This window comes from Micromonospora sp. NPDC049301 (genome assembly GCF_040678715.1).
Taxonomy (GTDB): domain Bacteria; phylum Actinomycetota; class Actinomycetes; order Mycobacteriales; family Micromonosporaceae; genus Micromonospora.
This window is the reverse complement of the sequence record NZ_JBFAQO010000001.1, coordinates 1,258,111-1,269,739: the sequence shown is the minus strand read 5'-3', so window position 1 is coordinate 1,269,739 and position 11,629 is coordinate 1,258,111. Positions and strand designations below refer to the sequence as shown.

The 11,629-nt window shown below is 67.0% G+C and carries 10 protein-coding genes; 2 read left to right on the top strand and 8 right to left on the bottom strand.

Annotated features, from left to right (window positions below; all coding sequences use genetic code 11):
- Window positions 1-49: 49 nt before the first annotated feature.
- The 3 genes from AB0K07_RS06065 to AB0K07_RS06055 form a co-directional block, all read right to left on the bottom strand.
- Window positions 50-850 carry a PPOX class F420-dependent oxidoreductase gene (locus tag AB0K07_RS06065; protein ID WP_363751304.1) on the bottom strand — a complete coding sequence of 267 codons (801 nt, stop codon included), beginning with the start codon at window positions 848-850 and terminating at the stop codon, window positions 50-52.
- Between the two features lie 85 nt (window positions 851-935).
- Complete coding sequence (locus AB0K07_RS06060) at window positions 936-2,084, bottom strand: epoxide hydrolase family protein (protein ID WP_363751303.1); 1,149 nt, start codon at window positions 2,082-2,084, stop codon at window positions 936-938.
- A 129-nt stretch (window positions 2,085-2,213) separates the two neighbouring features.
- Window positions 2,214-2,534: an alpha/beta hydrolase gene (locus tag AB0K07_RS06055; RefSeq protein ID WP_363751302.1), complete on the bottom strand. Its 321-nt coding sequence runs from the start codon at window positions 2,532-2,534 to the stop codon at window positions 2,214-2,216.
- Between the two features lie 299 nt (window positions 2,535-2,833).
- Between AB0K07_RS06055 and AB0K07_RS06050 the strand changes: the two genes are divergently transcribed.
- Entirely contained in the window at window positions 2,834-3,199 is a 366-nt protein-coding gene (locus AB0K07_RS06050; RefSeq protein ID WP_363751301.1) for a hypothetical protein, read from the top strand.
- Between the two features lie 1,751 nt (window positions 3,200-4,950).
- Here the strand turns inward: AB0K07_RS06050 and AB0K07_RS06045 are convergent.
- On the bottom strand, window positions 4,951-5,748 hold the full coding sequence (locus AB0K07_RS06045; RefSeq protein WP_363751300.1) for a hypothetical protein: 798 nt from the start codon (window positions 5,746-5,748) through the stop codon (window positions 4,951-4,953).
- A gap of 1,181 nt (window positions 5,749-6,929) precedes the next feature.
- Between AB0K07_RS06045 and AB0K07_RS06040 the strand changes: the two genes are divergently transcribed.
- The gene (locus tag AB0K07_RS06040; RefSeq protein WP_363751299.1) at window positions 6,930-7,442 is read left to right on the top strand and encodes a hypothetical protein; all 513 of its coding nucleotides are present in this window, start codon (window positions 6,930-6,932) and stop codon (window positions 7,440-7,442) included.
- A gap of 494 nt (window positions 7,443-7,936) precedes the next feature.
- On the opposite strand, the gene AB0K07_RS06035 is transcribed toward AB0K07_RS06040, so the two are convergent.
- From AB0K07_RS06035 to AB0K07_RS06020, 4 genes are all read right to left on the bottom strand, one after another.
- The gene (locus tag AB0K07_RS06035; RefSeq protein ID WP_363751298.1) at window positions 7,937-8,584 is read right to left on the bottom strand and encodes a response regulator; all 648 of its coding nucleotides are present in this window, start codon (window positions 8,582-8,584) and stop codon (window positions 7,937-7,939) included.
- A gap of 314 nt (window positions 8,585-8,898) precedes the next feature.
- A complete protein-coding gene (locus AB0K07_RS06030) occupies window positions 8,899-9,288 on the bottom strand; it encodes a hypothetical protein (RefSeq protein WP_363751296.1) in 390 nt (129 codons plus the stop codon).
- Window positions 9,289-9,728: 440 nt separating this feature from the next.
- Window positions 9,729-10,274, bottom strand: coding sequence for a hypothetical protein (locus AB0K07_RS06025; protein WP_363751295.1), 546 nt, complete (start codon window positions 10,272-10,274; stop codon window positions 9,729-9,731).
- Window positions 10,275-10,329: 55 nt separating this feature from the next.
- On the bottom strand, window positions 10,330-11,472 hold the full coding sequence (locus AB0K07_RS06020; protein WP_363751294.1) for a hypothetical protein: 1,143 nt from the start codon (window positions 11,470-11,472) through the stop codon (window positions 10,330-10,332).
- Window positions 11,473-11,629 lie beyond the last annotated feature (157 nt).

Here is an 11,629-nt window from a genome sequence, read left to right as displayed (position 1 = left end):
TGGCGGGATCGATGCTTCCCTTTGTTCCCGAAAGGAGAGAATTGACAGGCTAGAGCCTCTCAAGCCGTGCCGTCGCGTCGACAGGGACGAGCGCGAAGTGCACGGTCCGGCCGGTCCTGCGCCGCCCCAGACGGTGCATCAGTGGCACGAGCACCCCGTGCAGCAGCGGGTACTTGCGGCGCAGCGTGCGGGCGGCGGCGTCGTGCTCCGGGCCGGTCAGCCGGAGGGCGGTGGCCTGGACCGCCGGGCCGGTCGGCACGCCACGGGCGGTCGAGGGCGCCAGGGTGACTGTCGGGTTGTTGCCGATCCGCCGGGTCTTCCAGGCCCGCTCGAAGCTGCGCACGTACGCCCGGTCGCCGGCCACGGCGATGCTCACCGGCGTCGCGACCGGGCGGCCGTCGCGGCGGTACGTGGTCAGCAGGACCGTCTTCTGCCGACCGAACGGGGTCAGCTCCGGCACGCTGGTCGGTGACACCGCGCCGAGCACCCAGCCCCGCTCCTGCCACCGGTAGGCGAACGCCACTGCGGCCACCACCACGGCGCCGGCGATCGCGAGGGTCTGCCCGGTGGTGCCGCCGAGATTGCGGTCGGCGACGTGCACCACCGTGTGGGCCGTCCCGCCGACCGCGTAGCCGGCCAGCGCCACGGCGAGCGCGTCTGCCCAGATGGTGGCGAGCAGCAGGGTCACGCCGATGCCGAGTTGGAAGGCGCCGATGTCGTGCACGAAGTGCCGGTGCGGCGGGAAGTCGGCCCAGCTGCTGAACGAGGCCGGCGAGATTAGCGCCCACACCCCGACGACCGAGCTGGCCAGGCCGAGCAGGGCGGCGGCGGGTCGCACAATGGTTCTCATACCGACCTGACGAGGCGACGCTTCCGGGCGTGACAGACCAGCGGCGGCGCCGGACCGACGACCGGCCCGGCGCCGCCACCGCGCACTACGGGCGCAGCGAGGTGAAGAACTGCCTCAGCTCACCGGCGAGCAGGTCCGGCTCCTCCAGCGGCATGAAGTGCCCGCCCCGGCCCGGTTCGCTCCAGTGCCGGATGTCGGTGCAGGCCCGCTCGGCGATCGTCCGGGGGAAGTTGGCCTGCGACGGCTCGGTGCTCACCGTGAAGGCGGCGGGCACGGTGATGTCGGGTCGTGGGGTGTTGTGGTCGAAGTCGACGTACTGCCGGAACGACGAGCCGATCGTGCCGGTGGCCCAATACAGCGTGATGATGGTGAGCAGGGTGTCCCGGTCGAAGCTGTTCGCCAGGTCACCGTGGTTGTCGCTCCAGTCCCGGTACTTGTCGACGAGCCAGGCGGCCAGCCCGACCGGGGAGTCGACCAGCGCCGCCGCGAGGGTGTCCGGGCGGGTGCCCATGATCGCGCTGTAGCCACCGTCGGTCACGTCGTACGCGGCTTCGGCGTCCAGGTACGCCTGCTCGGCCGCCGACATCGGCCGGGCGTCGAAGCTGGCCGGGAACGGCGGGTGGATCATGTGGATGCCGGCCACCTGCTCCGGGTACCGGGCGCCGAGCCAGCCGGTGACCACCCCGCCGACGTCGCCGCCGAAGGCGCCGTAGCGCCGGTAGCCGAGCACGTCGGTCATGAGCGCGTGCAGCGTACGGGCCAGCACGGCCCGGGTCAGCGGCTCCGTCGGCAGTTCCGACCAGCCGAAGCCGGGCAGTGAGGGCACCACCACGTCGAACGCGTCGGCGGGGTCGCCGCCGTAGCGGGCGGGGTCGGTGAGCCGGTCGACCAGCGGCAGCATCTCGACGAAGCTGCTGGGCCAGCCGTGGCTGAGGATCAGCGGCAGCGGCGCGGGCGCGCCGGCCGGACGGGCCGCGCGGACGTGCAGGAAGTGCAGCTTCCGGCCGCCGACGAGGGCCAGGTGGTGCGGGTAGGCGTTGAGGTCCGCTTCGCGGGCCCGCCAGTCGAACCCGTCGCGCCAGTACGACACGAGGTCGCGCAGGTAGTCGGGGTCGGCGCCGCCCTGCCAGGGCTGGTCACCGCTGCGGCCGGTGAAGCGGGTACGGGCCAGTCGGGCCCGCAGGTCGTCGAGGACCGCATCGGACACGTCGATGCGGAACGGGGAGAAGGTCATTGATCCTCCGATAAGGAGGGCGCTCCCCGACGCGAGAGGTCAGCTGAGGGGGACGGCCGAGGGATGCGCCCAGGAATGACGATGGGTGGTCACCGGGCTCACCTCCTCTCGTGGCTGACGGACATCACCCTACCCGTGCCCGTTGCCGCCCGCGCCCGCCGGTTCGATCGGCTCGGTGAGGAAGTCGATGATGAGGCGGTTGCACAGGTCGGGCTTGTCGGCGAGCAGGCCGTGGATGGTGCCGGGCACCACGGCGAGCTGCGACTGCGACAGCCCGTCGCGCAGCGCCAGGGTGTGCTCGACGCGGACCTCGTCGTCGTCGGCGACCATCACCAGCGCTGGGCCGGGATAACCGGCCAGGTCGGCGACCGTCACTGTGGGCTCCTCGTGGTGCATCCGGTCCAGCTTGGCCTTGACGACCGGGAAGTGCTGCGGCCCGTCCGGCGACACTTCGCCGTGGAAGTAAGAGCCCGGCTTTCCAGCCTCGCGCGCTACTCCCGACACAGCTCCTGGCCTGCGGAAACGCCTTCCATCGGTTTCCGGCGTCTTTCGCCGTTACTCGCGCTCAGTTGTGCCGGATCTGTGCCCGGCCCTTAACCTGGGGGTTGCCGGCGAGTGCGAAAGTCACACGCACCGTCTGGCTGGCCTGAGTCGCCAGCGGTCGCGTCCGTTGCTGCAGTTTCGTGCAGTACGGCGATCAGGTCCGCGCGCCCTAGCCGTCTTCGGCAGCCTCTGGCACAGTCGCGGTCGTGATTGACTGGCCGAGGACCCGGGCTGCGCTGAGCTGGACGGTGTTGGCATACGCGTTCGCTGGTCTTGCCACTGCTCCGCTGGCGGCGGCGCCTATGCCCTCACATCCGGTGCCGTGCGAGGAACTCACCGGCGATCCGGCTTGGTTGGTATGGGTGTTCCGCGAGACCGTGTGGCTCTCGCTCGCGTTCTCGCTGCCCCTGGCCGCTGTGGTGACGGCCGTGTTCGTTTGGCGAACTGGGCTGTCCGTCAAAGGCGCGGCGGCCCTCGGCGTCGGTGTCGGCCTCGTGCTGGCGGCAGCCACCGTCGGCTATTCCGTCGCGGCCGCTACCTGCGGGTACAACCTGGAGCAGGTCCACCCGTGACAGCAGCCGGCCGTGCCTCCCGGATCTTGTTGACCAACTGCCTGGTCAACCTGACCTCTTCGTCCCGAACACCGTTGCGGCGCATCGGCTGCTGCCGCCGGCTTTATCCCGTGCCGCCCAGTGCGACCCCTACCCCGCCTGTTGCCGTCACGCGTCGCGCGCCGGCAAGAAGTTTGGTGCCTCCTCGCTGCCTCGGCGCGTTCGAGGGTAGGCACGCCGGGCCGCCCCGAGCCCATGGATTTGCCCGCGGGGCAAGGGATTGATAGCGGGTACTCGTTCCGGTCAACATGTAGCCGTGGCTGACATCGCGAGTCTGATCGTGCCCGCTGCATCCGCATTGCTGGGGGTCGTCGCGAGTCAGGCGTGGACGACATGGCATGAGAGATCCACTTGGCTGCGGCAGAGTCAGCAACGGCTCATCGACGAGCGGCGCCTCGCCCTAGCTCGCTTCCTGGTGGCCCTCAACAGGGCAATCGACGTCACTCGTCATCGTCCTCGCCTGGTAGAGGAGCAGCACGCCGGCGATGGGACCGAGTTGCGTGACTACCACCAACGCTGGAACGAGGCCTACGAGTGCCAGCTAGAGCTGGCACTTCTCATACCAGAAGAGGCGCGCTTCATGGTGAAGACGCATCTCGATCGCGCCTTCGCCTGGCGGAAGGAAGCCCCCGCTCACACCGCCTCCGACGGTGCTCCGGTTAACGAAGACCTGATCCAGCAGTTGCAACGCTGGATCGAGTTTCCCGGTTCGCGCCGTAGGACTCGAATCCTTGACCCTCTGATCCGGTCTGCCGCCGCTCGGCTGACATGGCCGCCGCCGTCGGTACAACCTCTCGCTTACAAGCTCTGTGCCCCGCGTCCGCCGATGTCCGTTCACGTTCGCTATCGCGGACAACCGTCCGTAGTCGCCGACCACGGCCGACCTCGTTCGGGTCGGTTGCTGTCAGCGTTGCTGTCGACAGGTTCATTACCTGCCCGGACTTCCCAGAGGTCTCAAGGAACGATCCAGCCCCCGGTCATGCTTGACCGGGGGCGGGAGACTGGCCTGCTAGTGCGAGTACTTCCGCTGGTGACCGTGCACACTCTGCTCCGTGCCCTTGTACCAACAGCCGCGAGCAGGGCATGAGACCCAGCTGCCCGCGCGCACGGCTTCGTCGATGACTGGCCGCCCGGGGCCACAGCCATGCTTGTGTAGCAGCTGGGGACCTGGCCGCCGTATTCAGCCGCTACTAGGGCGGCTTCGGCAACCTTGTCGTGCCCCTGATGGTGACCGATCGAGACGTTCGAGCGTGTGCGGGCCGTCCAGCCGGATCCGCAGCTCGCGCGCGTGTTGTCCTTCCCGGCCACGCAGGTACAGGTGCCAGGGCTGACCAGCGTCGGTCACGTTCGGAGTCTGACGCGACCCGGGCTGACGATTGGGCCGCGTCGCTGGATGATCGCGCCGCCCGCCAGGCGAGGTATCCGGCGCCCGCGCCCGCGATCGTGGCGACTGCAGACAGGCCTGCGAAGGTCAGGTTGTAGTCGACGTTCACCGCGGCAGTCTGCCGGTGGAGGGCGGCGCGTGTGTGCCGCCGATCAGGTTCGGTTGGGCGGCTGTTCGGGTCGCCGCTCCCCTGCATTCGGGGCGACGTCCGGCAGCTGGTCGGCGAGCAGCTGCACGAACTCGCCGATCGCCTCGGCCACCCGGCTCACCGCCTGGTAGGCGCCCGCGAGGTTGCCACGGGTTTGAATTCGACGCGAACGTCGCCCTATCAGCGGCCGGGATTGGAGCGGATTCGCCGCTTGCGTGGGCCCGGAAGTCGAAGGTCGTGGGGGCGGATTGCGACACCCTCCAGTCGGTCGCTGCCGTCCGTTGACCCAGTCTTTCGAACCTCGTACGCGGCCGAGAGCAGGAGGCTCAGCCGCTTGAACCGGTGCTTCCTGAAGTTGACTCGAGCGGTCCGGACCAAGAATAGCGCGAGAGCTATAACGACAAGAGCTACTACTGCTGATGCACATACTCCAAGCCAGATCTGCCCCGAGGACTTCGTGCCGGTTAGAATCGCGGCGACGGCAAGAGGTGTCGCATAGATAAATGCTACGGCCGTATTCATCTGAAACTCGAGGTAATGCCAGTAGCTTTCTTGAAGGAATGTGATCTTCTCAAGCTGTATTTCATTGATTAGAATGAATTCTAGGTCTGGCTGGAACCCGGATCCAGCCAAGTCAACGCTCCAATGTGGAGCCTTCAGGGACACGACTTCGTCCCTCAACTTAGCTTCGAGTGACCCAATGGCGGGATGCGCATGTGCGAATGGTTTGCGGATGAGATGATCCGTTGCCCATCCGAATACGAGCATATTGGAAACAATTCCAAACACGATACTTAGAGGAAGCCCTCCGGCAATAACTAGCGTTGCTGAGCGCTCCGACCAGCTATATACGGGTGTTCCGTGGCCAAGGTGAAATGCCACGATGTCGAAATATCCCGCAGAGGTCACTGATAGAAGTAGTCCCGGAATGACAGTCCTTATCAGCCGGGTGAACCCCAAGCTGTCCAGAGAGCCCATGCGGAGCCTCCTGAGACGGTCGCAGTCCTGGTATCCTCTATGAGCAGTGTCGATTTTGTCTAGCCCCGAAGGTCGATATCAATGTCAGCCGAACATCCGAGGCGAGGGCTTGCGCAGGAGCGGGTTGTCTACTCGGCGCAGGGCGCTGTTTCAGGTGTTTTCTGCTAGCTAGTCGGGGTGGCCGGATTTGAACCGACGACCTCTTCGTCCCGAACTCTTGGCGGTGGCTTCTGGTACGGCTGCATCCGAGGTCAAGCAGCTTGTACAGGTCGGGAGCGGTGGGGGCACCGCCTCTAGCCTTGCTGCACTCCCCTGCTGTCCACGGTGCACAGTCGTCGGCCTGCGGCCCCCTGGTCCTCTTGGACCGCCGACGAGGCGTTGGCGGAGGGCTGCGGCACCTGCGCCGGAGGGCCTGGTCGTAGTTGCCAGTCAGCGTCAGCAGGAGTGGTCCTAAGTGCTCAGGCATGGGCCGCTCAGTCGCTCCTTCCCGTCCGTCACTGCCGCGCACAACCCGTTTGCTGACTCGCTGCTGACTCCGCCTACCGGTGCGGCTTAGGTGCGCATGCCGTTGTCCGGGCGGTTGCTTTCAACCTTGCTGGGTTAGCTTGATGGCCGGCCTACCTTCAGCGACGCCTACGAACTCGAACGGTGCCTCGGCCATCAGTCCCAGCGCTACATCAACCGCTACACCAACCCGTCGGAGAACATCGCCGCCAGCTACGTTAAGAACCTTTAGGCAAGGGAACCGGAGGCCGTCAGCCGCCCCTCAGAGGGGCCATAAGTCCTGCCTATGGAGCTTTAGCGGGACTGAAGATGTCTTTGAGGCGATATCAATGGCTTCGGTATCGCTTGAAGTCGCGACGTCGTAGGCGCGGTGACACCTGGCCGGCTGAGCCGCGCAGTGCCTGGTCACGGCACGTTAGGCGTGCTGATCTCATGGACGCCCAGTGGGGGCGTTGATCGAGCCGTTCCAGCAGCGCTGGCACACCTGCCGACCGCCCCGGGGAAACGTGCACCGTAGCGAGGAGGGGTGACGCAAATGGCGGCGCTCGGGGCATTTACTAGCAGATCCGGACATCTCATTGTTCCGTGGCGCGGCGCGAATCGCACGCCGGTACGGACGAGCGGGCACCGGCTACACTCTCCGCTGCGGAGATCCCTTTTCGACAGGTGGGCACAGCATGGTCTTCAAGAGTGAAGAGGACGTCAAGAAGGCGCTTGATATCGACACCTGGCGGAATCTCTCCAAAGACAAGGTCTTCCAGCTCGTGGCCATGATGCCGGAGATGGAGAAGGAGGTTCAACTAAAGATCATCGAGCAGCTTCCCGAGATCACAAAACTCTCCGTCAAAGCGATGGCTACGCTGCGGAGGGTCCACGAGTCCACTCTCTCGTCCAACGAGAAGAGCCAGGAGTATGTTCATCGGGCCTACCAAGAGTCCAGAGCGGCGATCATCGCTCAACTCCAACGCGACGACCTGGACCTGGACCCAGAAACGCGGAGGTACCTGAACGGCTTGCTCGTGCAAACGGCCGACAAGGAATCCACAAAAGACTCCGAGAACAAGAACTTCCTGGACAGGTTGGTCAACAAGACAACACTGGGCGTCGCCGCCGCCGCCATTGTCCTGACCGCCGTCGCCGCCGGCGGCAAAGTAGCACTTCAAAACGGTAACGCACTACGGAAACCCTGACGGCTCCCGACTACGTCGGGCATCCTACGCAGCGCGGTTGACCGTAGCGGCCAAGGCGGCACGCTTCCCTTTTTCCTCGGGCCACTCGGTAGCCGGGTTGAAACCCGCCAGCCTGAGCCAGCGAGGATTCAAGTGCGACGTCTCGCTTACAAGCTGTGTGCTGCGCGTCCGTCCCCGTCTGGGGGCGGCCGTCAGCTCGGAGCAGCGTCCATCCTTGATACCGGTAGTGCGTTGGCGTCCGGGGCAGTTGCTGTCAGCGTTGCTGTCGACAGCGCCGCCCCTGGCACGTCCAGCTAAGCCTGACCCCCGCCGGGGGAGAATGGTCGGCGTTGTCGGCCAGCGTCGGCGGGAGTCATTCCCTGTGGTCCAGTCCTAGGTGTCACGCCGACTGTGGTCGTTGGTGTCGGTCGCGCATCACGCCATTCGCTGACTTTCCGCTGACTTGTGGGCTCGCGAGAACCGGCAGAGCCACGCGTCGTCCTAGCGGCTCGATGTCAAAAGGCTGTCCCGAACTTGATGCGTTCCATGACGTCGATGACGTAGTGAACAAGGTCGTCGACGGCGTTGGTGTAGGCAAAGATCCCGGGATGTACGCCGAGCCGGGGATCGAAGCCGGCCGCGGCGATGACTACGGGGAGGTGGATGCCTCGGCGTTCGAGGGCCTCAATGAGAGTGATACCCGCGGTCTCCGCCGGCTGCTCTGTGTCGCGGCGCATGTCGCTGAGAACTAGGTCGTAGGACCGCCTCTGGAGGTCAGCGAGCGCCTCATCTGTGGAGCGTGGTGTATCCACGATCATGCCAAGTTGCCGGAAGAGGCGGATCAGGGGCATGTTCCAACTCGGGTTGTCGTCCACCCAGAGGATGCGACCCTCTCTTAGGATCTCGCCCGCGTGTTGCAGTCGGGAAACGGCTGCGCGTCGCTCGCTAGCGGAGGGTGGCGTGCCCACCTCCGACTTGGCCGCCGCCTCATCGAGCAGCTGCTCGGCGAAGCCCAGCTCAAGCATTGGCGTCTTCACGCTGTTGAGACGAGCAAGCTGTGGGACGAGGGCGCTGCGCAGAGTGAAGTAAACCAAGGCGGCGAAGGCAACCCAAAGCATCGCAGGCACAGCTTTGATCACTTCCACTGCAACGGCCTGCGACATCGGTTCTCCGTCCGCCTCTGGGAGTAGACCGATCGAAGGGTACCGCTTGTTATCGATGCGAGCCTCATCGATGCCCGCACGTCCGTAGCTGTCCGATGCGGGTGGAGGCTTGAACCCTGAACCCCTCCGGCACTCGGTTGATCACCCCAGACTGGACGAATCGGCCCCGTGACCAGGGCGGATACTTTCGCTGCCTTGCAGCGGTTGACAGCCCTTGCCGGTGTCAGTTGTGCCGGATCTGTGCCCGATGATCATCCTCACGCCGCTCAGCTTCCCGGACCGCTGGCTCACCGCCCACGCCCTCAACAGGCCGGCTACTTCAGGTACGGGTTCGAGCTCTGGGGATTTGGCACACCCGAGCGATCGGTGAGCGACAACTCTCGCCCCGCATGGGTCTCGACAATCGCCAAGCCCTCGTCGCGATGGATCCAGCTGTGATCTGTGTACTCCCACACAGCCTGATCGGCGAGCACGTCAGGAAGCTGTCCGCAGGGAATCACCTCGTAGCTGCCGCTGCCGCTGCCGCTGCCGCTGGGGTCGACGTCGACGAACAGCCGGCGTACCTCGATGAGCCCATCATTGACCAGTGCGACTAGCGCAGCGGCAAGCACCGGCAGCAGGGTCAACTTGTCTTCCTGGCCGAGATCGGTCCGCCAGTCCCAGAGCACGCTCGGCAGGAGGTCATGCTCTTGCGCGTTGACCATGAGGCACTGCTCCTCATGGCTTAGGCCACCCCACGTACGCACGGGCCGATCGTGGCACACTATTTGCAGCCACACTCGACCTCTTCGTCCCGAACGCTGGTCGAGCGCCCGCACATCGAGCACCTCTGGGTCGTGGGCTGGTTGTACCGAATCTGGGGAGATCTGTCCGACATCGTTGACGTGTATCCCGTTGGCTACGGTCCTGACAGGGAAGCTATTGCGATTCGGGAGTACGGGCACGCCGCTCAGGACTGGCTACGCATGCCGCGCACCCTTGCCGTGCTGGAGAGCTACATCGAGCGGCAGAGGACCCGCCTCGCCTCGTTGTCGCCCCCGAGCCAAGGACGAAGTAGGCGTGCCGTCGCTGTTACAGCAGTCGGCTCGGGGCCTTCAGCGATAACCTGCCCGCGATCGTGTAGCCCATCGTCTAGCCGGATGTGTCACCCAGCCCGCTTCGGGTACGTCATCGGGCCGGGCAGGGGACCTCGGGCCGGAAACCGTGACGGCGCGCGTGGCGGGTACGCCTCGCAGTGCCCGACCCACTGTTCGGCGGCGACGGCGAGCGCGTCCGCGGAGACGGTGAGGATCAGCGGGTAGATCGCGGTGGAGGGCCGGCGCATCCATGGTGGCAGCGACTCGGCGGAGAACTCCACGACCAGCTCGAGCCGGCGACGGCGGAGCACCCGGGTACGCAGGGCCAGGTTGGGTTCGGTGAAGCGGACCGTCGCCGGTGGCGGGCTCGATCCGAGGGCCGCCTTCGCCTGCCCGCGCAGCCAGCCGCCGAGCGCGCGGGCCTCCTCGACCATCAGGCTCGGGTAGTGGTGCGACCAGGTCTGGCCGTCGGCGGTACGCGCGTCCACCTCGATGAGCAGCCAGTCGTGCCAACCGGGCGCGGCCCGGTCGGGGTCGTCGGGCGGGTCGATGCCGGGCTGGTAGCCGACCGGGCGGATCCTCACCCGGGCACCGTCGTCGGACCGGATCTCCACCCGGTTGATCTTATCGACCCAAGGCGACGCGCGGGCTCAAACAGGCATTAAACGGTCATTTGGTTACGGTCCGTCGCACGCCTCGGTGGTCGGCGCAGGCGTTCGACCGACCGCCGGTCAGGCTGACCGAGCCGTCACGGCACTGCACCAGGTACCCCCGGCCGGCCCAGAACTGCGGCACGCAGTCGAACCAGTCGCACACCTCGGCGGCCGGCCGACGGATGCGGGTGCCGCCGCAGAAGTCGTACCCGAGCGGGTTGGTTGGCGCGCCGCAGCGCGGATCGCGCGTCGTGGTGGGCGACGGGCGCGGCGCCTTCGTCGGCTTCGGCGATGTGCGGGGCGGCGGGGCCGCCGGGCGGACCAGCGCGGGCACCACGCTGGGGGTCGGCGCGGGGGTGGCCGCGACCGCGACCTCCGCGCCACCGGTCGGGTCGGACGGGTCCGACTCGATCAGCGCCGCCGGCACCAGCAGCGCGACGGCCGCGGCCACCGCGACGCTGCGCCGTCCACCCGGCACCAGCGCGGAGAGCCGGGCCTGCGCGGGCGTGGCCGCGGCCGGCCGGAACGGCTTGAGCTGGGCGTGCTCGGCGATCAGCTCGTCGAGCTGGGCGAGCACCGCGGGACGCTGCTCGATCGCGTCGGCGAAGGCCAGCGTGAGCTTGAACCGGAAGTCCGCCGCCGCGTCGGTGGGCAGCATCAGCCCGGAGGTACGCCGCCGGTCCAGCACCTGGATCAGAGTGACCGGCGCCGCCGGGTCGTGGGCAAGGCCGGTCATCCTGCCGTACGCCCAGTCGCGCCGGCCGCGCCCGCCGAGCAGCACCAGCCGACGGCTCGTGATCACCGCCATGCCGGCGTCGGTGACCCGGACGCCGTCCGGGCGGCGCGGGCGCAGCGGCGCGGACGGCGGGGCGATCGTGAGATCCGGCGCGGGCAGCACCGTGGTGTGCCGCACCTCGACCAGTTGCGCGGCCGGCAGTGCCCAGAGCACCACCTCGTCACCGGCCAGCTCCAGCGGCAGGCCGGCACCGGCCGCCGCGGAGCCCTCGAAGTCAGCGGCCAGGGCACGCAGCCGCCGCAACTCGTCGTCGCGTCGCCGCCAGGCCGCCTCCGCACCGCGGAACGTGCTGACCCGCCGAACGTTCTGCCGGCGCGCCCACCGGTACCGCCATGTGGAACCCGTCGAATCAGTCTTTGCCACGCCGACTCCTTCGCCGCGCAGGCCACCAACCGGGGTGTCACACGTGTTAACAGCGGCGGCGCGCCGCCCGGACACGCCAGAACTGGGCGAAGTAGCCGATCGGCGGAACAACCCACACGATAGGGCGATACTGCCGTCGCCGATTCACCTTTCCGTG

What these genes read in the sequence shown, in the direction of transcription:
- AB0K07_RS06060 (WP_363751303.1), bottom strand. Translation starts at nt 2,084, where the DNA reads ATGACCTTCTCCCCGTTCCGCATCGACGTGTCCGATGCGGTCCTCGAC.
- AB0K07_RS06035 (WP_363751298.1), bottom strand. Translation starts at nt 8,584, where the DNA reads ATGTCGCAGGCCGTTGCAGTGGAAGTGATCAAAGCTGTGCCTGCGATG.
- AB0K07_RS06040 (WP_363751299.1), top strand. Translation starts at nt 6,930, where the DNA reads ATGGTCTTCAAGAGTGAAGAGGACGTCAAGAAGGCGCTTGATATCGAC.
- AB0K07_RS06045 (WP_363751300.1), bottom strand. Translation starts at nt 5,748, where the DNA reads ATGGGCTCTCTGGACAGCTTGGGGTTCACCCGGCTGATAAGGACTGTC.
- AB0K07_RS06065 (WP_363751304.1), bottom strand. Translation starts at nt 850, where the DNA reads ATGAGAACCATTGTGCGACCCGCCGCCGCCCTGCTCGGCCTGGCCAGC.
- AB0K07_RS06030 (WP_363751296.1), bottom strand. Translation starts at nt 9,288, where the DNA reads ATGGTCAACGCGCAAGAGCATGACCTCCTGCCGAGCGTGCTCTGGGAC.